Genomic DNA, 21,735 nt, shown 5'->3' with positions numbered 1-21,735 from the left:
GGCATAGGGCGCGACTTCCGCCCAACAGGTCGTGCCCAATGAACGCCCCGCGCGTCAGCTTCGTCAGTCTCGGTTGCCCGAAGGCGCTCGTCGATTCCGAGCGCATCATCACGCGCCTGCGCGCCGAGGGCTACGAGATCGCCCGCAAGCACGACGGAGCCGATCTGGTTGTCGTGAATACCTGCGGCTTCCTCGATTCCGCCCGCGACGAGTCGCTCGCCGCGATCGGCCAGGCGATGTCCGAGAATGGCAAGGTGATTGTCACCGGCTGCATGGGCGCCACGCCGGACCTGATCCGCGACAAGCATCCCAACGTGCTCGCGATCACCGGGCCGCAGGCCTATGAAAGCGTGATGGCGGCCGTCCACGAGGCCGCGCCCCCGGCGCACAAGCCGTTCGTGGACCTCATTCCGCCGCAGGGGGTCAAGCTCACGCCGCGCCACTACGCCTATTTGAAGATTTCCGAGGGCTGCAACAACCGCTGTACCTTCTGCATCATCCCGGCGCTGCGTGGCGACCTCGTCTCGCGGCCGGCGGCGGACGTGCTGCGCGAGGCCGAGCGACTCGCCAAGGCCGGCGTGAAGGAGCTGCTGGTCATTTCGCAGGACACCAGCGCCTACGGCGTCGACATCAAATACCAGGCTTCCGCCTGGAAGGACCGCGAGGTGCGCGCCAAGTTCCTCGATCTTTCGCGCGAGCTTGGCGAGATGGGCATCTGGGTGCGGCTGCACTACGTCTACCCCTACCCTCATGTCGACGAGGTCATCCCGCTGATGGCGGAAGGCAAGGTGCTGCCCTATCTCGACATTCCCTTCCAGCATGCGGCGCCCAACGTCCTGAAGAACATGCGCCGCCCGGCGCATCAGGAAAAGACGCTGGAGCGCATCCGCCGCTGGCGCGAGATCTGTCCCGACCTCGCCGTGCGCTCGACCTTCATCGTCGGCTTCCCCGGCGAGACGGACGAGGATTTCGAGATCCTGCTCGACTGGCTGGACGAGGCCAAGATCGACCGCGCCGGCTGCTTCAAATACGAGCCGGTCGGCGGCGCGCGTTCCGAGGCGATGGACCTGCCGGTTATGCCGCAAGAGGTCAAGGAAGCCCGCTGGCACCGCTTCATGCAGCGCCAGCAGAAGGTCTCGGCCATGCAGCTCCAGAAGAAGGTCGGCAAGCGGCTCCCCGTCATCATCGACGAGGCGAACGGTCTCGCCGCCAAGGGCCGGACGAAATACGACGCGCCGGAGATCGACGGCAACGTCCACATCCAGTCGCGCCGTCCTATGCGCGTCGGCGACATCCTCACCGTCAAGATCGATCGCGCCGACGCCTACGACCTCTACGGCACGGCGGTCTGAGCCTACTCGGCCGCGGCGAGCACCTCGAAGCCGGACGTCAGCATTTCACTCTCGACGCGGCCGATCATCAGCGGCCGTCGCCACGTGCGCATGGCGGTGAACGGGTCGGCGACGCCCTGCTCCGCGAAGGTCTCGAAGGGCTCCCATGTCCCGTCCTTCTCGGTGAGCACCACGGCATCTGACGCGTCAAGCAACGCCAGGCCGGCGGCGACGTCCCATATGTTCGGGCTCTCGAAGCGGGCGGCTTCCAGGATGCCGGCGGCGACGAAGGCGCATTCGAGCGCGGCGGAGCCGGTCTTGCGCGTCTCCCAACCGCCCCTCCCCGGTATCGGCCTCGGCACGCCCGCCAGCCTTCGCCTGACCGCGGGGTTGGCCTTCGGCACGATCTCGTCTGTGCCGAACCGCAATGGACCGCCTGCCGAGGCGTGGTAGACGCCGGGCCGCAGCGCCTGGCTCGTGCCGCACCAGACGGCGCCGACAACGGGAACGCCCTTGCAGAGTACGCCGATCGAGGCGGCGCAAAGCGGAAAGCCGTTGACGAAGTTGGTCGTGCCGTCCACCGGGTCGACCGCCCAGACGAAACCGCTGCTTCCCGTCGCCTCGGCAGGCTCGAACTCCTCGCCGATGATGCCGTGGTCGGGAAACTTGCTGGCCAGCCGCGCGCGGATCATCTCCTCCACCCGCTGGTCCACCTCCGACACCGGATCGCGCCACATCTGTTCGGCCTCGGCCTCTCCCTTGTATTTGACCGCCAGGATGCCGCCGAGCGCGTTGGTGATCTCGGCCCCGGCGAGACTGGCAAGCTCCACCGCCACGCGCTCGATCTCCGCCAGGTCTTTCGTATCGGGAAATTCACTCATCGGACGACCGTCCTTTCTTCTCTTCTCGCGAGGCTTCCCTTCGTGGAACGACGACCTGGAGCGGCTCGCCGTGGACGCGCATCTCCAGCGACTTTACCGAGGACGGAAGCTCGAGCCGTTCATCGTCCAGGCGCAGAGGCGGCTTCTCGGACCATTCGAAAACCACCTTCTTCCCGCGCTCGATGCGGACGGGCGGTTCGGAGTTCTCCGGCGACTTGACCCAGGCTGCCATTTCCTCGCCCCGCTCCTCTTCGAGCAGGACGATGTCCAGCAGCCCGTCGCCGGAATCCGCTAGCGGGCACAGCCGCAGCGCCGGACCGCAGAACGCATGAAGCAGCGCCTCGACGAAGAGGAACCTGCCCTCGACGGTCCTATCGTCGATCTGCAACGTCGCCCTGAACGGCTTCGCCTTCGAAATGACGCGCGCCACGATGTTCCGCGCGGCGACGATCTTGTCCTCGCCCTTCTCGCCCTTGCCGACCTTCTCATCCATCGTGGCCGCGAGAGCGCCCATACCGATGCCTTCAGCGAGCACAGTGGTGATGCTGCCGAAGGTGCCGAGGCCGAGATCGAGCGTGTCCAGGCAGTCGCCGATCTCGTCGGGGTGTGGCAGGTCGAACCCGTCCAGGGGTATGCCCACCGACCGCGCGACATTGTTGGCCGTGCCAAGTGGCAGCACGATCAGCGGGGTCGCGCGGTGGGTGAGCCGCGTCACGACTTTCCTGACCGTGCCGTCGCCGCCGGCCACCGCAAGAAGGTCGAAGGGTTCGTCCAGAATCGCGGGGAAACGGTCGGATTTCGTCGAGCAGTAGTGCGGCTCGTATCCCGCCTGCTCGAAACGGGCCATGAGTTCGATCCGGTCGTGATCCTCACGCCCCGCGGTGGGATTGTGCAGCAGCAATGCCTTCATGCCCGATCAACGGGCGAACGGCGATTTAGCTCCCCTTACTCGGAAGCCTGCCCTAGCCTTTTGCGAACTCCTTGGCGAAGAACGGCACAGTCCGGGCCATCTCCATGTCCTTCGCCTGTGCCCGCTTGTAGGCGGGCCTGTCCGCGATCCGGGACATATAGTCTTCGAAGACCGGCCGCTTCGGCAACACGTTCATCATGTTCATCGTGTAGCCGATCGCCGATCCCAGCTGCGTGTCGGCAGCGGTAAATCTGTCTCCGGCGGCGAATCTGCGCTCCGACAGGATCCGCTCCAGATAGTTCACCATGTCCTCGAACAGCCCGAACGAGAACTGGTTGCTCGTATATCTGAAATCCTGTGCATGAGCCGAGATCGCGGGATCGAGCACGGAGTCGCAATAGACCGTCATCGTCAGATACGGCCCGCGTGCGGGATCACCGACCGGCGGCGCGAGGCCGAGGTCGGGGAACGCGTCCGCGAGGTAGATGGCGATCGCAGCACGTTCGGTGATGACGATGCCGCCATGCGCGATGGCGGGGACCTTCTTGTTCGGCTGGATGGCCCGATAGCTCTCCGGAACGCCGCCTTCGGCGCGGATGTCGACCATCTCCAGCTGATAGTCGACCCCGAGTTCCTCCAGCAGCCAGAGCGTCCCCGATGATCGCGACCACGGGGCGTGATAGAATTTCAGCATGGCGGCCTCCTCTTGCAGTGCCATTCCAGTCCGCAACCGTCAGCCTAGCCGAAGGTTCCTGACAGCCTTTTGTCAGCAGCCGGCGAGGAGCAACCCCTCTCCAAGAGGCCGTTTGCCGCGGGACAGGCGGTTCGACTGAGTCTGGCAAGACAATTGCACTGGGAACGGCATGTCCCGGAATGTGTCACCCGTCGACCGTATCGCAACGCTGGACTGGCTCCGCCTCGTCGCGGCGCTCGCGGTCGTGGCGTTCCACTATCTTTTTCGCGGTGCGGCCGCGAGCGGCTTCCTCGAAGAGGGCTATCCGCAGGCCGCCGGCATTGCGATCTATGGCTATCTTGGCGTCCATCTGTTCTTCCTGATCAGCGGTTATGTCATCGCCTGGTCGGCCGAAGGACGCGGCTGGCTCGACTTCGGCGTCGCGCGCTTCGTGCGTCTCTATCCCGGCTTCCTCGTCTGCATGACCGTCAGCTTCGCCGTGTTGTTCGCCATCCAGCCGGAATGGGGAAGCGTCACCGTCCGGCAGTATGTCGCAAACCTGTTCATGTTCGCGCCGGCGCTCGGCGAAGGGTTCGTCGACGGCGTCTACTGGTCGATCGTGCTCGAGCTGATCTTCTACGGCTGGGTGACGCTCGCGCTGATGTCGGGCGCCTTCCACACACTTCGTCTCGAACTCGTCGCCGGATGGCTGGTGCTTTCGGCCGTGAACGAATTCTCGATCGGCAGCCACGCGATGCGCTTCCTGTTCCTCACCGAATACGGGCCGCTCTTCGCCTCGGGCATCCTGATCCATCACATCCAGACCCGCGGGCGCTCCGCCGAGGCGCTGGTGTTGCTCGCAGCCTCCCTCACGCAGTCGACCAGCCTGATGGTCGTCGGTAAGGGCTGGATGGAGGTTCATTATGGGACATCCGTACCGATGATCGGCCTCGTCGCCGCCAATCTCGCCATGCACGCCCTGCTGGTCGCAGCGATCCTGTTGCGCGAGAGGGTCAGCGCGACGTGGCTATCGCTTGCGGTCGGCGGCCTCACCTACCCGCTCTATCTGCTGCACCAGAACATCGGCTACGCCGCGATCGACGCATTCGCGCCTTTGGCGGGCAAATGGTTGGCGGCCGGGCTCGTCACCGCCGCGATGCTGGGTCTCTCCTGGCTCATCTGGCGCTGGATCGAAACGCCGATGCGGCGTTCCCTGATGCGGGTTGCCGGGCCGGCACTCTCTAGGCTCACCGTGTCAATCGCGTCGATCACTGGGAACATCGCCCACGCCAAGCCGGCTTAGGACGGGGTGGGTTCAAAAGCAAAAGAAAGGGCGCCATAAAGGCGCCCTTCCCTGTTCCGTGATGCATCACGATCACTGCTTCGGCAGCTGGTCGTCCACGCCCTGGACGTAGAAGTTCAGGCCGAGCAGCTCGCCGTCCGGAGCGGTTGCGCCGGCGGCGAGCCAGTCCGAGCCGTCCTGCTTCTTGATCGGACCGGTGAACGGGTTGAAGCCGCCCTTGATCTTGGCCTCGGTCTCCTCGGCCAGCTTCTTCACGTCGTCGGGCATGTTGGTGTAGGGCGCCATCAAAACGTGGCCTTCCTTCATGCCGCCCCAGACGTCGACCTGCTTCCAGGAGCCGTCCATCACCGCCTTGACCCTCTCGGTGTAGTACGGGCCCCAGTTATCGACGATCGAGGTGAGCTGGGTCTCCGGACCGAACTTGATCATGTCGGACGCCTGGCCGAACGCCTTTACGCCGCGCTCGTGCGCCACCTGCATCGGCGCGGTCGAGTCGGTGTGCTGGGTGATGATGTCGACACCCTGGTCGAGCAGCGCCTTGGCGGCGTCGGCTTCCTTGCCCGGGTCGAACCAGGTGTTGGCCCACACCACCTTGACCTTGAAGTCGGGGTTCACCGACTGTGCTCCGAGCACGAAGGAGTTGATGCCCATCACGACCTCGGGGATCGGGAAGGAGGCGATGTAGCCGGCGACGCCCGCCTTGGACAGCTTGGCGGCGATCACGCCCTGCACATAGCGGCCCTCGTGGAACTTCGAATTGTAGGTCGAGACGTTCGGCGTGTCGCGCTTGAAGCCGGTCGCGTGCTCGAACTTCACGTCCGGGAACTTGGCGGCGACCGTGTTGGTCGCGTCCATGTAGCCGAAGGAGGTGGTGAAGATGATCTTGCAGCCGGAGCGGGCGAAGCGCTCGATGGCGCGTTCGGCGTCCGCGCCTTCCGGCACGCTTTCCAGATAGGCGATCTCGACCTTGTCTTCGCCGATCGCCTTCTGCATCTCCAGCGCGCCCTGGTGATGCTGATACGACCAGCCGAAGTCGCCGATCGGGCCGACATAGATGAAGCAGGCCTTGGTCTTCTCCTGCGCGAAGGCATTGCCCGACGCGATGATCGCGGCTGCCGACGCCGCGAGGGCTATGACGAGTTTTCTCATGGTGTCTTCCTCTATGGTTGCAAGCCTTCCGGGCTTTCGGTTGAGCCGGGCCTCACCGGTCCGGCACGAAGGGGCGCCCGAGACAGGCGGGCGTGTTGATCAGCGTCAGGCGCCGGTTGCGCGAGATAAGCACAAGCACCACCACCGTTGCCAGATAGGGCAGCGCCGACAGGAACTGCGCCGGCACCGTCTTCAGCACCGACAGCAGCCAGCGGCCGCCTTCGCTCAGCAGCCAGAACGGGCCGGCGCCGACGGCGATGTCGTTAGGACTGAGCGCCTGCACATGCAACTGGGCGATGGTGATCGCGCCGAACAGATAGGCGCCGAGCAGCACGCGGAACGGCCGCCAGGAGGCGAACACGACCAGCGCCAGCGCGATCCAGCCGCGGCCGGCCGTCATGTTCTCGATCCACTGCGACGTGTAGACCAGCGACATCTGCGCGCCCGCGAGCCCAGCACAAGCGCCGCCGAAGGCTACCGCCGCATAGCGGATGCGGATCACCTTGATGCCGAGCGCGTGCGCCGAGGTGTGGCTGTCGCCGACCGAGCGCAGCGTCAGGCCGGCCCGCGTGCGGAACAGGAACCACGACACCGCCGCGACGAGCAGCAGCGAGATGTAGAACATCGGGTCCTGCCCGAACAGGAAGCGGCCGAACGGCAGGTCGGTCAGCCCTGGAATGTAGATCGGCGTCAGCTTGACGCCCGGTTGGCCGACGAAGGCCTCGCCGATCATGCCGGAGGCGCCGACGCCGAGCAGCGTCAGCGCCAGGCCCGTCGCGACCTGGTTGGTGGCGAGCGTCAGCGCCAGGAAGGCGAAGAGCATCGAGAAGGCCGCACCCGCGACGATGCCCGCCAGCACGCCGAGCCAAGGATTGCCGGTGGTCAACGCCACGCCGAAGCCGATGACCGCGCCCATCAGCATCATGCCCTCGACGCCGAGGTTCAGCACGCCCGAGCGCTCGACCACCAGTTCGCCGATCGCGGCGATGAGCAGCGGTGTCGAGGCGGTCGCGATGGTGAGCAGGATCGATTCAAGCATCGGCCTTGGCCTCCGTCACGGCTGCCGTCGCCTTTTCGGGTCGCGTCAGGCGGATGCGGTAGTGGATGAGCGTGTCGCAGGCGAGCACGAAAAACAGGAGCAGGCCCTGGAAGGCGCGCACGACCTTGTCGGACACGCCGACCTCGATCTGTGCGACTTCGCCGCCGAGATAGGTCAGCGCCAGCACCGTGCCCGCGGCGATGATGCCGAGCGGGTTGAGCCGGCCGAGGAAGGCGACGATGATCGCCGCGAAGCCGTAGCCCGGCGAGATCGACGGCTGCAGGCGTCCGATCGCGCCCGACACTTCGGAGATGCCGGCAAGCCCGGCCAGCGCGCCCGACAGCAGGAACGAGAAGAAGATCGCGCCGGTGGTCGAGAAGCCGGCAAACCGCCCTGCCCGCGGGCTCATGCCGATCACACGCACCTCGAAGCCCTTCTTGGTGCGCGTCAGAAGGATCCAGACCAGCACCGCCGCGATCAGCGCGAACAGGATGCCGATATTGGCGCGGCCCGAAGCTGGCAGCAGTTCCGGCAGGATGGCATAGCCGGTGAAACGCGGCGCCTGCGGAAAGTTCATCGCCGCCGGGTCGCGCCAAGGGCCGCGCACCAGCCAGTCGAGGAAGAGCTGTGCGACATAGACCAGCATCAGGCTGGTCAGGATCTCGTTGGTGTTGAAGCGCGCCTTGAGGAAGGCGGGAATGGCCGCATAGGCCGCACCCCCAAGCGCGCCCATGACCAGCATCACCGGCAGCGCCATTGGCGATTGCTGCAGGCCGGGATAGAGGATCGGCAGCATGGCGCCGACGACCGCGCCCATCACGAACTGGCCCTCAGCGCCGATGTTCCAGTTGTTGGAAAGGTAGCAGACCGACAGGCCGACCGCGATCAGGATCAGCGGTGCGGCCTTGATGGCGAGCTCATGCAGCGACCAGAGGTCGGTCAGCGGCGCGATGAAATAGGCGTACCGCGCGGTGCCGGGGTTCTTGCCGAGTAGCGCGAACAGGATCGCGCCGGCGATCACCGTCAGCAGAAAGGCGATGAAGGGCGACAGCGCGCTGAACAGCTTCGAGTGCTGCGGGCGCTTGATGAGTTCCAGCCGCATCAGTGCGCTCCCGTATCCGCGCCGCCCATCAGGAGACCGATCTTCTCCCGCGTCGCTTCCTGGATCGGGATCGTCTCCGACATCTCGCCGTGCGACATCACGGCGATGCGGTCGGCGATCTCGAACAGTTCGTCGAGATCCTGGCTGATGACGATGACGGCCGAGCCTGAGCGGGTCAGGTCGATCAAGGCCTGGCGGATGCGGGCAGCCGCGCCCGCGTCGACGCCCCAGGTCGGCTGGTTGACGACCAGAACCGAAGGCTTGCGGTCCAGCTCGCGGCCGATGATGAACTTCTGCAGGTTGCCGCCCGACAGCGCCGAGGCTTCCGGATCCTCCGCGCTCTTGCGCACGTCCATTTCCTCGACCACCCGCTTGGTCGTCGCCTCGATCGCGTCGCGGCGGATGAAGCCGAGCGCGCCGCCGCCGAGGAAGGCCTTGGCGTCGGACCTGTGGCGCGCCAGCAGCATGTTGTCGGAGAGCTTCATGCCCGGCACCGCGCCGTGGCCGAGCCGCTCTTCCGGCACGAAGCCAGCGCCGAGCAGCCGGCGGCCGGTGATGCCCAGCGTGCCCGCATCGGTGTTGCGGATGCGCACCGTGGCGGCGTCGCCCTGCGTCGCCTCACCGCTCACCGCGTCGAAGAACTCGCCTTGCCCGTTGCCGGCGACGCCGGCGATGCCGACCACCTCGCCGGCCCTGACCGTCAGGCTGATGTTCCGGAGCGGCATCGAGAACGGGCCCTTCGGCGCCTGCGACAGGTTGCGGATCTCGATCAGCGGCGCGCCTTCGACATGCTCGGCATGCTCGCGATGCACTTCATGCACGTCTCCGCCCACCATCATGCGGGCGAGCGAGGCGGCCGTTTCCTGGCGCGGATTGCAGTGCGCTACCACCTTGCCGTGGCGCAGCACCGTCGCGCGATCGCAAATGCGCTGCACCTCTTCCAGCCGGTGGCTGATGTAGAGGATCGACTTGCCTTCGCCGCGCAACCTTTCCAGCGTCTCGAACAGCTTGTCGGCTTCCTGCGGCGTCAGCACCGAGGTCGGCTCGTCAAGGATGATCAGGTCCGGCTCCTGCAGCAGGCAGCGGATGATCTCGATGCGCTGGCGCTCGCCGACCGACAGGTCGCCGACCAGCGAGCCCGGGTCGAGCGGCAGACCGTAGCTGTGCGACAGTTCCTTGGCCTTGGCAGCGATCGCGCCGATCGGCGTCGAGGAGTCGAGCGAGAGCGCAATGTTCTCGGCCGCTGTCAGCGCCTCGAACAGCGAGAAATGCTGGAACACCATACCGATGCCGAGCCGACGCGCCTCGGCGGGGCTGCCGATCCTGACCGACTTGCCGTTCCAGAAGATTTCGCCGGAGTTGGGCGCCAGAGTGCCGAACAGCATCTTCACCAGCGTCGACTTACCGGCCCCGTTCTCGCCCAGCAGCGCATGGATCTCGCCCTTCGCGATCTGGAGATCGACGCTGTTGCAGGCGGTCAGGGATCCAAAGATTTTCGTGAGCCCCCTCACGTCGAGAAGGAGCTCCGGCTCAGATGCCGGTCCGCCCGCCAATTCAATCCCCATGGGCTGATTTTTCCAGCTCGTTTATGTTCCCGTCCTGATGGTAGGCGGGGCTGCCATCAAACGCAAAGCGTTTCGCGCGTTGAAAGAGCTTCAACGATTCCTGCGCAGAAACGAGGCAATCGATCAGGGCAGGAGCACGGTGGCGCCGGTCGTCCGGCGCGCTTCGAGATCGGCGTGGGCCTTCGCCGCGTCGGACAGCGCATAGGTCTGATTGATGTCGATCTTGACCACGCCGCTGGCGACGACATCCATCAGCGAGCCCGCGATCTCTTCCAGATCCGCGCGCTTGGCGATGTAGACGAACAGCGTCGGGCGGGTCGCGAAAAGCGATCCCTTCTGCGCGAGCAGGCTAAGGTTGAAGGGTGGAATGGGTCCGGACGACTGGCCGAACGCCACGAACATGCCCATCGGTCTCAGGCAGTCCAGCGAGCCCATATAGGTGTCCACGCCGACGGAATCGTAGACGACATCGCACATCCTGCCGCCGGTGATCTCGCGGACCTCCTCGACGAAGTTGCGCTCGCGGTAGTTGATGACGTGGTCGTAGCCGTGCGCCTTGGCGAGCGCGACCTTGTCGGCCGAGCCCGCCGTGCCGATCACGGTCGCACCCAGATGCTTCGCCCACTGGCCGGCGATCAGGCCGACGCCGCCGGCGGCCGCATGGAAGAGGATCGTGTCGCCGGGTTTCACCTTGAAGGTGCGGCGCAGCAGGAAGGAGGCGGTCATGCCTTTCAGCATCATCGCCGCCGCCTGCCGGTCGCTCACGCCGTCCGGAAGCTTGACGAGCCTGTCGGCGGCGATCGCCCTGTCCTGCGCATAGGCGCCGATGGGGCCCGCATAGGCGACGCGGTCGCCCGGCTTCAGGTCCGTCACGCCTTCGCCCAGCGCGGTGACCACGCCCGCGGCCTCGTTGCCGGGAATGAGCGGCAGCCCCGCGGGCGCCGGATACAGCCCGGTGCGATAATAGACGTCGATGAAGTTCAGGCCGACGGCGGTCTGCCGGATCACGACCTCGCCGGGTTTCGCGATCGGCTCAGGAATTTCCTCCCACTGCATCACCTCCGGCCCGCCGGGCTGATGGATGCGGATTGCCTTGGTCATGTCTCATATCCTCCGGGCGCCCAGGGTGGGAAAGAACTGCATGATGCCGCCGATGACGAACAGGTAGCTACCGGTGACGGCGATGCCGATCTTGACCCAGTCGAAAGCTTCCATCTGTTGCACGAGCGCGATCGCGCCGAAGCCGCACCACAGGAGCGTGACTGGCAGGTTCAGCCATCGCAGCCGCACGACGCGCACCGGATGAAGGAAATTCATCGGCACGAAGGTCAGGATACCGGCGATCACGACCACGGCAAAGGACACCCATTCGCCCGGCTCGATGACGAAGAGCGTGAACACCACCATATTCCACACCACCGGGAAGCCCTTGAAGAAGTTCTCCTTCGTCTTCATGCCGGTGTCCGCATAGTAGATCGCGCTCGACACGACGATGATCGCGGCCGACAGGAAGGACAGGTTCTCGCCCATGAAGCCGCGCTGGTAGAGCGCGAAGGCGGGGATCAGGACGTAGGTAACATAGTCGATGATGTTGTCGAGCAGTTCGCCCGACCAGGTCGGCAGAATCTCCTTCACCTGCAGCTTGCGCGCCACTGGCCCGTCGATGCCGTCGACCAGGAGGGCGAGGCCGAGCCACCAAAACATCGCCGTCCAGCGCTCCTCGCTCGCCGCAACCAGCGACAGGAAGGCCAGGAACGAGCCCGACGCTGTGAACAGGTGAACGGAGAAGGCCCGCGCCTGGGGCCAGGTGACTTTGGTCGGCTTCTTCACCGCGGCAAGGTCCGGCAAAAGGGGATGGCGAGGGAAAGGCCGTTGTTGCAATGGCCTGCCGCTGGTCCTGTCGACCGTCGATACCCCGCCAAGCGCGTCACCGCCGCTCCCTCCATTTTGGCCCGAAGATACAGGCACGGCTCGCCGCGGCACAAGCGATAAGGCGCGATTGCACAGCCATTTGGACGCCCGCTCGCCCTGCGCCACTTTGAACGCTGGCAATATGCACCAACTTGGTCAATGACTTCTCCGAAAGCGAGGAACGGAAACCGCCATGTCCGCAGTAAACGAGCATGATGTTCTCGTCGCCGGCGCAGGCCCCGTCGGGTCGATCGCCGCGATCGCGCTGGCGCAGGCGGGCCTTTCCGTCGCGCTCGTCGGGCCGCAGCCCAATGCAGGCGACCGCCGCACGACGGCGCTGATGCTGCCGGCGCTGGACTATCTCGAAAAGCTCGGCCTGCCGCCCTTCTCGCGCGACGAGACCGCGCCGCTGGAGGTGATGCGGATCATCGACGGCACCCGCCGCCTCATCCGCAGCGCGCCGGTGACTTTCCGCGCCAGCGAGATCGGCGCGGCGATGTTCGGCACCAACATCCCCAACACGGTCCTGCTGCGGGTGCTCAAGGAGGCAGTCGAGAAGGAAGGACGGATCGCCCGCGTCGAGACGCTCATCAGCGAGTGGCGGCTCGGTGACGAGCGGGCGTCTGCCGTGCTGCCGTCGGGCGAGACCATCTCGGCCCCCCTCGCCGTGGCGGCCGACGGGCGGATGTCGCCGGCGCGCGAGGCCGCGGGCATCACGGTGGCGAAGCGCGACTATCCGCAGACGGCTCTGGTGCTCAATTTCGGCCATTCGCGCGGCCACGGCCACGTCTCGACGGAATTTCATACCGAGACCGGTCCGTGCACGCAGGTTCCCTTGCCCGGCAACCGCTCCAGCCTCGTCTGGATCGTCTCGCCGGCGACGGCGGCCGAGCTGTCGGCGCTCGACGACCGCAGCCTGTCCGACCTCATCGAGGAGCGGATCGAGTCGATCCTCGGCAAGGTCGAGGTCGAGCCTGGCCGGCAGATCTATCCCATGTCGGCGCTGCTGCCCTCCACCATGGCGTCGAGCCGCGTCGCGCTGGTCGGCGAAGCCGCCCATGTGTTCCCGCCCATTGGCGCGCAGGGCATGAACCTCGGCATCCGCGACGTCGCGGACCTCGTCGATACCGCAGTGAACCACCGCGACGATCCGGGCTCGGAACGGGCGCTCTCGGCCTACCGCGCCGCGCGACGGCTCGACGTGATTGCGCGGCAGACAGCGGTGAACTCGCTCAACGTCACGCTGCTGTCCGACTTTCTGCCCGCCCAGGTCGCCCGCAGTGCCGGCCTCGGCCTTCTCGCCGCCATCTCGCCGCTGCGCGGTTTCGTCATGCGCGAGGGCATGCAGCCCGGCAGCGGCTTCGCGCGGATTGCCTCAGGCTGGCGGAAACAGGTCCGGCGGTAGCACGCCGGTCTTGATCAGGTAGAGCAGGCCCGTCACCGTGCCGACCGACAGCAGCGTCGTCAGCAGGATGCTGGCCGAGGCGCGCTCGACCCAGACGCCGTATTGCTGCGCGATGACGAAGACGTTTGTTGCGGTAGGAAGTGCCGCGAGCAGCACCGCTGCGTAGACCCACACCGGCTGGAAGTCGCCGACGGCCGAGAGCACGACATAGCAGAGCACCGGATGGACGACGAGCTTCAGCGCGGCAATGAAGCCGAGCTCCTTCGGCACGCGCTTGAGCGGGCGCAGCGCCAGCGTCACGCCCATCGCGAACAGGGCGCAAGGCGCGGCCGCGCGCGCCAGCGTCTCGAACAGGCGGTCGACTGGCACCGGCGCTTGGTAGTGCAGCGCCGCGGCGGCGACGCCGACGGCGGTGGCGATGATGAAGGGATGCAGCGCGATCTTGCGGATCACGTCGCCCGCCAGCGCCAGCGGCGGCCGCTTCTCGCCGCCGGAAAGCGCCATCATCATCGGCGCAATGGCGAAATGGATGATGTTCTCGAAGCAGAAGATCAGCGCCACCGGCACCGCCGCCTCCTCGCCGAAGGCGAGCAGCGCCAGGCCCGGCCCCATATAGCCGATGTTGCCATAGGCGGAGGCGAGGCCCTTGATCGTGGATTCGGCGATGTTGCGGCTCGTCAGCCACGAGCCGGCGAACATCAGCGTGAAGACGATGTAGGTCGATGCGACGGCGCCGAAAATGTAGCTCCACTCGGTCAGCCGCTCGATCGGCGTCTTGGACAGGAGCTGGAAGAACAGCGCCGGCAATGCCACATAGATGATGAATGTGTTCATCCATCCGAGCGCTTCCACCGGCTGGCGCGTGATCCGCGCCACCACGAAGCCGAGGAAGATCAGTCCGAAGAACGGCAGGACGAGGCCGAAGACGTCATACATGGGCGTCCGCGCTATCGCGCTGCGTCATGGGGCGTCAAGCGCCAGCGCCATTGAATCGGCGCGGTTCCTGCGTCACATAGAACCAAAGAGGTAGACGATGGTGCAGATCCGTCAGGCAAAATTCCAGATCGGCCAGGTGGTGCGGCACCGGATCTTTCCGTTCCGCGGCGTCATCTTCGACGTCGATCCGGAGTTCAACAACACCGAGGAATGGTACGAGGCGATCCCGGAGGCGGTGAGGCCGCGCAAGGACCAGCCGTTCTACCATCTTCTGGCCGAGAACGCGGAGACGGAATACGTCGCCTATGTGTCGGAACAGAATCTGCTGCCCGACGAGACCGGAGAGCCGGTGCGCCACGCGCAGGTCGGCGAGATGTTCGACGCCCTGCCCGGCGGCGGCTACGAGCGCAAGCGCACCGCGCGGCATTGAGCGGCACAAATGAAAACGGGGCCGCGAAGGCCCCGTTTCGGTATCCAGGTTTCCCGAAGGCTCAGTTGCCGGCCTTGGCCTTGTCCTGCGCGGCCTTGAGCTGCTCGGCGAGCTTCTCCTGGTTGCGCTGGATGTATTCCTCGGCGGCCTTCTGGCGCTCGGCCATGTCGCTCTGCTGCAGCGGCTCGCCGTCATAGGCGCCGGTGAAGCCGGAGAGAGACACCTTGATCGGGTTCGGCTGGTTCTGGAAGTTGTAGGTGGTCAGCGTCAGGTCCGTGCCCTTCTTCATAGCCGCGACGATCGCGTCGGTGAGCGGCGCGTCGGCGACGCAGCGGTCCTGGAAGCAGGTGGTGAATTCGAGCTTCGTCGGCTTGTTGCCGTCGATCTGCATCGTCACGCCGGCCGGAAGCAGGCGACCGACAGGGACCGAGACCTGCAGCGCGCGACGGTTGATCTTGCCCTTGAATTCGGCGAGCTGGACGGCGGTCAGCATCTGGCCGGTCTGGGCGAGAACCTGGTTCTGCACGTTGCAGATGTCGAAGTCCTGCTCCTTGCCGCAGACCTTGAACCAGCCGCGCGGGATGCCGCCGGGGCCGGCTGCCGCGGGCTGCTGCTGGGCGTAGGCCGAGGGCACGCTCGCTGCAGCGAGGCCGACGAGGCCAGCCGCGATGACCGAGATGCGAGTAGCTTTGCTGCTCATCAAGTAATTTCCTCTCAGACGACATCGTGCCCGCAAGGCGGAGCGTTGCGAAGCTCATTGTTGCCCAATTGAGGCAACAGGATGACTTGTGCGGGCCTGTTACACCTCATGGCCCGCGGAATCCAGCGCGAAAGACGCAGCGTGCGGTGCTTTCGACAGCTTGGCGAAGGCCTGCCGTCGCATGTTAAACCGGGTCTGCGATTCGGAAGGTCGGATGGCGCCAAGGAGGCTCTGATCGGATGTTGCGACCACTTTCTCTCGCCCTGGCGGCACTGCTTGCGCTGGCGGCGGCCGCGGGCGCGCAGCCCTCGCATGGCCTCTCAATGCACGGCAAGCCCGCCTTGCCCGCCGATTTCGACCACTTCCCCTATGCGAATTCCGAGGCGCCCAAGGGCGGCGTGATCAATTACGCGCTCCAGGGCACGTTCGACAGCCTCAACCCCTTCATCGTGCAGGGCCAGGGGGCGTCCGGCATCGTCGACCTGCAGCGCGGCTACAACGTCTTCGATTCGCTGATGCAGCGTTCCGCCGACGAGCCGTTCTCCATGTATCCGCTCCTTGCGAAGAGCGTCGAAACCGACGACGCGCGGAGCTTCGTCGAATTCCAGCTCGACGAGCGGGCGAAGTTCTCCGACGGGGAGCCGGTGACGCCCGACGACGTCATCTTCAGCCTCGAACTGCTGCGCGACAAGGGCTGGCCGCGCTACGCCACCACGGTCAAGAAGATCGCGACGATGGAAAAGGTCGCGCCGAACGGCGTCCGCCTGACCTTTGTCGCGCCGGACCGCGAACTGCCCCTCATCCTCGCGCTCTGGCCGATCCTGCCAAAGCACGCCACGGACGCCGAGAATTTCGCGAAATCCTCGCTCAAGCCGCTGATCGGCTCCGGCCCCTACGTGATCTCCACAGTGCGGCCGGGCGAGCTGCTCGTGCTCAAGCGCAATCCGGACTACTGGGCCACGGACCTGCCGTCGCGGCGGGGCTTCAACAATTACGACGAGATCCGGCTCAACTATTTCCGCGACGACAACGCAATGTTCGAGGCCTTCAAGAAAGGCCTCATCGACGTGCATCTCGAGGCCGATTCGAGCCGCTGGGCCAAGGATTACGGCTTCCCGGCCGTCGCCGAGGGCAAGGTGATCAAGGATACGTTCAGGAGCGGCGTGCCGTCGGGCATGCTCGGCTTCGTGCTGAACTCGCGCCGGCCGGTTCTCCAGGACAAGAATCTTCGGCGCGCGCTCGCAGACCTGCTCGATTTCGAGTGGGTGAACGCCAACCTGTTCAGCAACTCCTTCACCCGCACCAAGAGTTTCTACGACAATTCCTCGCTGTCCTCCTTCGGCAAGCCGGCGAGCGAGGGCGAAAAGGCCCTGCTCGCCCCCTTCCCCGATGCGGTCGATCCCGAGATCCTCGCCGGCACCTGGAAGCCGCCGGTTTCCGACGGGTCCGGCCGCGACCGGACTTTCGTCAAGAGGGCCTACGACATCCTCGTCGCGGCAGGCTACAAGCGCCAGGGCTCCGCGTTGGTCACGCCTTCGGGCGAGCCGGTCGCCTTCGAGATCATGCTGAAGAGCAAGGGCGGCGAACCGGTCGCGCTCGCCTGGCAGCGCACGCTGTCTCTGCTCGGCATCCGGCTCGACATTCGCTCGGTCGACGACGCGCAGTACCAGCAGCGGCTGATCTCGCGCGATTTCGACGCGATCCTGAACTACTACCCCTCGTCGCTGTCGCCCGGCGTCGAGCAGGTCGGCCGCTGGGGCAGCGCCTCGAAGGACGCGCAGGGCTCGATGAACTATGCCGGTGTGAGCGAGCCCGCCGTCGACGCGATGATCGACGCGCTGCTCAACGCGCGGGAACGCCCTGCCTTCGAGGATGCCGTGCGCGCCTATGATCGCGTTTTGTTGAGTGGCGCCTGGGTGGTGCCGCTTTATCATCAGCCCGAGCAATGGGTCGCGCGCTGGAACCATATCGGCCGGCCCGACACGATACCCCTGACCGGATACCAGCTGACGACCTGGTGGCGGCAACCCTGATTCCGGAAAGGAACGGCCATGAACGACAAACAGACGATCAGCGTCGACGTCATTTCGGATGTCGTCTGCCCCTGGTGCTACATCGGCCAGAAGCGGCTTGAGAAGGCCGTGGCCGCTGTGCCGAACGTAGAGGTCGACGTGCACTGGCGGCCCTACCAGCTCGATCCGACCATTCCGCCCGAGGGCAAGGACCGCAGGCAGTACATGCTCGCCAAGTTCGGCTCGGAGGAAAAGCTGAAGCAGATCCACGACCGCATCGTGCCGCTGGGCGCGGCGGAAGGCATCGACTTCCATTTCGAGGACATCCGGATCGCCGCCAACACACTCGACGCCCACCGCGTCATCCGCTGGGCGGCCTCGGCTGGCGAAGGCGTGCAGAATCGCGTGGTGAAGGCGCTGTTCGCGGCCAATTTCGAGAAGGGCGAGTATATCGGCGACCAGGCCGAACTCACGCGCATCGCCGCCGAGAACGGCATGGACGAAGCGCTCGTGACCTCACTGCTCGCCTCGGATGCCGACAAGGACGCCGTGCAGGCCGAGATCGAACAGGCGCAGCGCATGGGCGTCACCGGCGTGCCCTGCTTCCTACTCGAAGGCAAATATGCCGTCATGGGCGCCCAGGACACCGCCGTGCTGGCGGACGCCATCCGTCAGGTGGCGGAGATGAAGGCGAGCGGGCAACTCGCGGCGGAGTAGCGCCCTTTCTTCTCTCCGTTCACGGTGGTCCGAAGGACGGGCGAGACAAGTGGCTCGCCCCGGCACAGGTGCCCGAAGGGCGGATGAGGGGCATAGCGCGCGCTTTCGAAAGCTGGCGTCGCCCCTCACTGTCCCGCCGGACATCTCCCCCGTAAATGGGGAGAGAGAGCCGCAGCCTCACCCCGCCGCCAGCCGCGCCAGCTGCGTAATCACCACCGCCGATCCCTGCAGCCGCTTCGCTGGGGTCGGCCAGTCCCGGATGAACACCACGCTCTGGTCGCCGCGGATCTTTGCCAGCGAGCCCTGTTCGGCAATCATCTTCACCAGCCCTGCCGGGTTGGCGAAGGTCTTGTCGCGGAACTGGACGACCACGCCCTTCGGCCCGGCGTCCAGCTTCTCGACGTTCGCCTTACGGCACAGCGCCTTGATGTAGACGATCTTCAACAGGTGCTGCACCTCGTCCGGCAGCGGCCCGAAGCGGTCGATCAGCTCGGCGCCGAAGGCGTCGATCTCCTCCGGTGTGTCGAGGTCGGCGATGCGGCGGTAGAGGCCGAGGCGAAGCTGCAGGTCGGCGACGTAGCTCTCGGGGATCATCACGGCGGTGCCGATGGTGATCTGCGGTGACCATGTGCCGTCGCTCGCCTCCGGCTCGCCCTTCACCTCGGCGACCGCCTCCTCCAGCATCTGCTGGTAGAGCTCGAAGCCCACCTCCTTGATGTGACCTGACTGCTCCTCGCCCAGCAGGTTGCCGGCGCCGCGGATATCGAGGTCGTGGCTGGCGAGCTGGAAGCCGGCGCCCAGCGTGTCGAGCGACTGCAGCACTTTCAGCCGCCGGTCGGCGGTGTCGGTCAGCTTGCGGTTCGCCGGCAGGGTGAACAGCGCATAGGCGCGGACCTTGGAGCGCCCCACACGACCGCGCAACTGGTAGAGTTGCGCCAGGCCGAACATGTCGGCGCGATGCACGATCATCGTGTTGGCCGACGGGATGTCGAGGCCGGATTCGACGATCGTGGTCGAGAGCAGCACGTCGTACTGGCCGTCGTAGAAGGCGTTCATGATGTCGTCCAGCTCGCCGGCCGGCATCTGACCATTAGCTGTCGCGACCTTCAGTTCCGGAACGGTTTCGCGAAGGAAATCATGGATTTCCTTCAGGTCGCTGATGCGCGGCACGACGTAGAAGCTCTGCCCGCCGCGATAGCGCTCGCGCAGCAGTGTCTCGCGGATCACCAGCGGGTCGAAGGGCGAGATGAAGGTGCGCACCGCCATGCGGTCGACCGGTGGCGTGGCGATGAGCGACAGTTCGCGCACGCCGGTAAGCGCCAGCTGCAGCGTGCGCGGGATCGGAGTCGCCGACAGCGTCAGTACATGGACGTCGCTCTTCAGCTCCTTCAGCCGCTCCTTGTGCTTGACGCCGAAATGCTGCTCCTCGTCGATGATCAGCAGGCCGAGGTTCTTGAACTTGATCGACGAGCCCAGCAGCGCATGGGTGCCGACGACGATGTCGACGCTACCGTCCGCTAGTCCCGTCTTGGTCTCGGCCAGCTCCTTCGCCGTCACCAGGCGTGAGGCCTGGCGCACGCGCACCGGCAGGCCCTTGAAGCGCTCGGAGAAGGTCTTGAAGTGCTGGCGCGACAGAAGCGTGGTCGGCACGACGACCGCGACCTGGAAGCCCTCCATGGCCGCCACGAAGGCCGCGCGCAGCGCCACTTCCGTCTTGCCGAAGCCGACGTCGCCGCAGATCAGCCGGTCCATCGGCCGGCCGATCGACAGGTCGTCCAGCACCGCATCGATCGCGTTCTGCTGGTCGTCGGTCTCGTCATAGGGGAAGCGGGCGGCGAACTCGCCGTAGAGCCCATCGGCCGGCACCAGCGACGGCGCACCGCGCATCTTGCGCTCGGCGGCGATGCGGATCAACTGCCCGGCCATTTCGAGCAGTCTCTTCTTCAGCTTCGCCTTGCGCGATTGCCAGGCTCCGCCGCCCAGCCGGTCGAGCGCCACCTCGGCATTGTCGGAGCCGAAGCGCGACAGGAGCTCGATGTTCTCGACGGGCAGGAACAGCCGTCCGTCGCCGGCGTAATGGATTTCGAGGCAGTCGTGCGGTGCGCCCGCCGCCTCGATCGTCTTCAGCCCGATGAAGCGGCCGATACCGTGGTCCTGGTGGACGACGATGTCGCCGGTCGACAGCGACGCCGCCTCGGAGATGAAGTCGGCGGCGCGCTTCTTCCGCGCCCGGCGCACCAGCCGGTCACCGAGAAGGTCCTGCTCGGCGACGACGACCAGCCTTTCGGTTTCGAAACCATGCTCCAGCGGCAGCACCGCGAGGCCGACCTTGTCGCGCCACAGCGCGTCGAGCCCGGCCAGCGAGGCGACGCGCTCCATGTTGCCGAGGCCATGGTCGTCGAGGATCTGGGTCAGCCGGTCCAGCGAGCCCTCGCTCCAGCCGGCAACCATGACCTTGCGGCCCGAGGCGCGCAGCGAGGCGATGTGGTTGACCGCATGGTCGAACACATTCTGCGACGGGTCCGCACGTTCCTGCGCGAAGCTGCGGCCGGCCTTGGTCTTCGCGTGCACCAGCCGGCGGCCCGGCACATGCGGCACCTCGAACGCGGTCAGGTCTACCGAGAGCCGCCCTGCTCCCGCCTTCGCCAGCGTGTCGGTGGACAGATACATCCGATCGGGCGCAATCGGCTTGTAGGGCACCGCCTCGCCGAGGCTCTTCGATTCGGCCGTGCGCAGGCGCGCGTCGTAATGGTCCTCGATCTGCGTGCGGCGCTCGGCGATTGCCTCATGCGCCAGCGCGTCGAACACGACCGGCGCGTCGGGCAGGTAGTCGAACACGGTGACGAGGCGCTCGTAGAACAGCGGCAGCCAGTGCTCCATGCCGGCGAAGCGGCGGCCTTCGCTCACCGCGGCATAGAGTGCATCATCCCGCGACGGTGCCCCGAACGTGTCGATATAGCCGCGGCGGAAGCGGCTGATCGTGTCCGGCGTCAGCGCCACCTCGCTCATCGGCTGCAGCGACACCTGCGGCCGCGAGCCGATGGTGAGCTGGGTGGCCGGATCGAAGGCGCGGATCGATTCCAGTGTGTCGCCGAAAAAGTCGAGCCGCAGCGGCTCGTTCGTACCCAGGCGCGTAGAGGTCGAGAATGCCGCCGCGCACGGCGAACTCGCCGACGTCGCGCACCGTGCCGACGCGGTCGAAGCCGGACCCTTCCAGCCGTGCGATCAGCGTGTTCATGTTCACCTGGTTGCCCGGCCGCGCCGAAAAGCCCTGTGCCGCGATGATCTCGGGCGGCGGGATCAGCTGCAGGATGGCGTTTGCCGTGGTCAGCACCACGGCGCGATGCGGCTTCTCCTTCAGCGCAATCATGCCGGAGAGCGCGTCAAGGCGGCGCGCGGCCGTATCGGCGCCCGGCGAGACGCGGTCGTAGGGCAGGCAGTCCCAGGCCGGCAGTTCGAGCACGGGCAGCTTCGGGTCGGCGAAGGCGAGCGCCTCGACGATCCCCGGCAGGCGCTGGCCCTCGCGGGCGACGAAGATCACCGGGCGGTCCTTCCCCGCTTCCGCCGCGATACGTGCGACGACGAAGGGTTCAAACCCCTCGGCCACGCCGTCGATGGTTGCCTGCGCGGCGTCGATGCCGTCGAAGCCGAATGAATCGATCAGTTTCATG

At 66.1% G+C, this 21,735-nt stretch carries 17 protein-coding genes and 1 pseudogene; 6 read left to right on the top strand and 12 right to left on the bottom strand.

The window, feature by feature from the left end; all coding sequences use genetic code 11:
• Positions 1–38: 38 nt before the first annotated feature.
• Entirely contained in the window at positions 39–1,352 is a 1,314-nt protein-coding gene (gene rimO / locus LRS09_RS24380) for a 30S ribosomal protein S12 methylthiotransferase RimO (protein WP_257809605.1), read from the top strand.
• A 2-nt stretch (positions 1,353–1,354) separates the two neighbouring features.
• On the opposite strand, the gene LRS09_RS24375 is transcribed toward rimO, so the two are convergent.
• The 3 genes from LRS09_RS24375 to LRS09_RS24365 are packed head-to-tail and all read right to left on the bottom strand — an operon-like array spanning position 1,355 to position 3,816.
• Positions 1,355–2,212, bottom strand: coding sequence for an inositol monophosphatase (locus LRS09_RS24375; RefSeq protein ID WP_257809604.1), 858 nt, complete (start codon positions 2,210–2,212; stop codon positions 1,355–1,357).
• On the bottom strand, positions 2,205–3,122 hold the full coding sequence (locus LRS09_RS24370) for a diacylglycerol kinase family protein (protein ID WP_257809603.1): 918 nt from the start codon (positions 3,120–3,122) through the stop codon (positions 2,205–2,207). The genes LRS09_RS24375 and LRS09_RS24370 overlap by 8 nt, the downstream gene beginning before the upstream one ends.
• A 52-nt stretch (positions 3,123–3,174) precedes the next feature.
• Complete coding sequence (locus LRS09_RS24365; protein WP_257809602.1) at positions 3,175–3,816, bottom strand: glutathione S-transferase family protein; 642 nt, start codon at positions 3,814–3,816, stop codon at positions 3,175–3,177.
• Positions 3,817–3,985: 169 nt separating this feature from the next.
• Here LRS09_RS24365 and LRS09_RS24360 point away from each other — a divergent pair, with 169 nt between their 5' ends.
• Positions 3,986–5,098, top strand: a complete 1,113-nt coding sequence (locus tag LRS09_RS24360; protein ID WP_257809601.1) for an acyltransferase — start codon at positions 3,986–3,988, stop codon at positions 5,096–5,098.
• A gap of 72 nt (positions 5,099–5,170) precedes the next feature.
• On the opposite strand, the gene LRS09_RS24355 is transcribed toward LRS09_RS24360, so the two are convergent.
• From LRS09_RS24355 to pcsA, 6 genes are all read right to left on the bottom strand, one after another.
• Positions 5,171–6,247 carry a BMP family ABC transporter substrate-binding protein gene (locus LRS09_RS24355; protein WP_257809600.1) on the bottom strand — a complete coding sequence of 359 codons (1,077 nt, stop codon included), beginning with the start codon at positions 6,245–6,247 and terminating at the stop codon, positions 5,171–5,173.
• A 52-nt stretch (positions 6,248–6,299) separates the two neighbouring features.
• On the bottom strand, positions 6,300–7,286 hold the full coding sequence (locus tag LRS09_RS24350; protein ID WP_257809598.1) for an ABC transporter permease: 987 nt from the start codon (positions 7,284–7,286) through the stop codon (positions 6,300–6,302).
• Entirely contained in the window at positions 7,279–8,388 is a 1,110-nt protein-coding gene (locus LRS09_RS24345; protein WP_257809597.1) for an ABC transporter permease, read from the bottom strand. Before LRS09_RS24345 ends, LRS09_RS24350 begins: the two co-directional genes overlap by 8 nt.
• Positions 8,388–9,953, bottom strand: coding sequence for an ABC transporter ATP-binding protein (locus LRS09_RS24340; RefSeq protein ID WP_257809596.1), 1,566 nt, complete (start codon positions 9,951–9,953; stop codon positions 8,388–8,390). Before LRS09_RS24340 ends, LRS09_RS24345 begins: the two co-directional genes overlap by 1 nt.
• Before the next feature lie 123 nt (positions 9,954–10,076).
• Positions 10,077–11,054: a quinone oxidoreductase gene (locus LRS09_RS24335; RefSeq protein ID WP_257809595.1), complete on the bottom strand. Its 978-nt coding sequence runs from the start codon at positions 11,052–11,054 to the stop codon at positions 10,077–10,079.
• 3 nt (positions 11,055–11,057) lie between these two features.
• Entirely contained in the window at positions 11,058–11,783 is a 726-nt protein-coding gene (gene pcsA, locus LRS09_RS24330; protein ID WP_257809594.1) for a phosphatidylcholine synthase, read from the bottom strand.
• A gap of 274 nt (positions 11,784–12,057) precedes the next feature.
• Here pcsA and LRS09_RS24325 point away from each other — a divergent pair, with 274 nt between their 5' ends.
• On the top strand, positions 12,058–13,269 hold the full coding sequence (locus tag LRS09_RS24325) for a UbiH/UbiF family hydroxylase (protein ID WP_257809593.1): 1,212 nt from the start codon (positions 12,058–12,060) through the stop codon (positions 13,267–13,269).
• Here the strand turns inward: LRS09_RS24325 and LRS09_RS24320 are convergent.
• A complete protein-coding gene (locus tag LRS09_RS24320; RefSeq protein WP_257809592.1) occupies positions 13,240–14,205 on the bottom strand; it encodes an AEC family transporter in 966 nt (321 codons plus the stop codon). The genes LRS09_RS24325 and LRS09_RS24320 overlap by 30 nt on opposite strands.
• 106 nt (positions 14,206–14,311) lie before the next feature.
• On the opposite strand from LRS09_RS24320, the gene hspQ reads away from it, so the two are divergent.
• Entirely contained in the window at positions 14,312–14,635 is a 324-nt protein-coding gene (hspQ, locus tag LRS09_RS24315) for a heat shock protein HspQ (protein ID WP_374684933.1), read from the top strand.
• A 61-nt stretch (positions 14,636–14,696) separates the two neighbouring features.
• Here the strand turns inward: hspQ and LRS09_RS24310 are convergent, their stop codons facing one another.
• Positions 14,697–15,335 (bottom strand): invasion associated locus B family protein, encoded by a 639-nt coding sequence (locus LRS09_RS24310; RefSeq protein ID WP_257809590.1) that lies wholly within the window; start codon positions 15,333–15,335, stop codon positions 14,697–14,699.
• 239 nt (positions 15,336–15,574) lie between these two features.
• On the opposite strand from LRS09_RS24310, the gene LRS09_RS24305 reads away from it, so the two are divergent.
• Together LRS09_RS24305 and LRS09_RS24300 are read left to right on the top strand one after the other, a co-directional pair.
• Positions 15,575–17,368 (top strand): extracellular solute-binding protein, encoded by a 1,794-nt coding sequence (locus LRS09_RS24305; protein ID WP_257809589.1) that lies wholly within the window; start codon positions 15,575–15,577, stop codon positions 17,366–17,368.
• Positions 17,369–17,386: 18 nt separating this feature from the next.
• Positions 17,387–18,064, top strand: a complete 678-nt coding sequence (locus LRS09_RS24300) for a DsbA family oxidoreductase (RefSeq protein WP_257809588.1) — start codon at positions 17,387–17,389, stop codon at positions 18,062–18,064.
• A gap of 177 nt (positions 18,065–18,241) precedes the next feature.
• Here LRS09_RS24300 and mfd read toward each other — a convergent pair.
• A pseudogene (gene mfd, locus LRS09_RS24295) lies at positions 18,242–21,734 on the bottom strand (transcription-repair coupling factor).
• Position 21,735: the final 1 nt, after the last annotated feature.

Origin of the sequence: Mesorhizobium sp. J428, from assembly GCF_024699925.1 — a bacterium.
GTDB lineage: Bacteria > Pseudomonadota > Alphaproteobacteria > Rhizobiales > Rhizobiaceae > Mesorhizobium_A.
This window is presented reverse-complemented; position numbering and strand designations above follow the sequence as displayed.

Excerpts from the sequence above, each read along its gene's own strand:
- LRS09_RS24335 (WP_257809595.1), bottom strand. The coding sequence starts at position 11,054 with ATGACCAAGGCAATCCGCATCCATCAGCCCGGCGGGCCGGAGGTGATG.
- LRS09_RS24345 (WP_257809597.1), bottom strand. The coding sequence starts at position 8,388 with ATGCGGCTGGAACTCATCAAGCGCCCGCAGCACTCGAAGCTGTTCAGC.
- LRS09_RS24375 (WP_257809604.1), bottom strand. The coding sequence starts at position 2,212 with ATGAGTGAATTTCCCGATACGAAAGACCTGGCGGAGATCGAGCGCGTG.
- LRS09_RS24350 (WP_257809598.1), bottom strand. The coding sequence starts at position 7,286 with ATGCTTGAATCGATCCTGCTCACCATCGCGACCGCCTCGACACCGCTG.
- LRS09_RS24365 (WP_257809602.1), bottom strand. The coding sequence starts at position 3,816 with ATGCTGAAATTCTATCACGCCCCGTGGTCGCGATCATCGGGGACGCTC.
- LRS09_RS24360 (WP_257809601.1), top strand. The coding sequence starts at position 3,986 with ATGTCCCGGAATGTGTCACCCGTCGACCGTATCGCAACGCTGGACTGG.
- LRS09_RS24370 (WP_257809603.1), bottom strand. The coding sequence starts at position 3,122 with ATGAAGGCATTGCTGCTGCACAATCCCACCGCGGGGCGTGAGGATCAC.
- LRS09_RS24355 (WP_257809600.1), bottom strand. The coding sequence starts at position 6,247 with ATGAGAAAACTCGTCATAGCCCTCGCGGCGTCGGCAGCCGCGATCATC.
- LRS09_RS24325 (WP_257809593.1), top strand. The coding sequence starts at position 12,058 with ATGTCCGCAGTAAACGAGCATGATGTTCTCGTCGCCGGCGCAGGCCCC.
- LRS09_RS24300 (WP_257809588.1), top strand. The coding sequence starts at position 17,387 with ATGAACGACAAACAGACGATCAGCGTCGACGTCATTTCGGATGTCGTC.
- LRS09_RS24310 (WP_257809590.1), bottom strand. The coding sequence starts at position 15,335 with ATGAGCAGCAAAGCTACTCGCATCTCGGTCATCGCGGCTGGCCTCGTC.
- LRS09_RS24320 (WP_257809592.1), bottom strand. The coding sequence starts at position 14,205 with ATGTATGACGTCTTCGGCCTCGTCCTGCCGTTCTTCGGACTGATCTTC.
- LRS09_RS24340 (WP_257809596.1), bottom strand. The coding sequence starts at position 9,953 with ATGGGGATTGAATTGGCGGGCGGACCGGCATCTGAGCCGGAGCTCCTT.
- LRS09_RS24305 (WP_257809589.1), top strand. The coding sequence starts at position 15,575 with ATGTTGCGACCACTTTCTCTCGCCCTGGCGGCACTGCTTGCGCTGGCG.
- rimO (WP_257809605.1), top strand. The coding sequence starts at position 39 with ATGAACGCCCCGCGCGTCAGCTTCGTCAGTCTCGGTTGCCCGAAGGCG.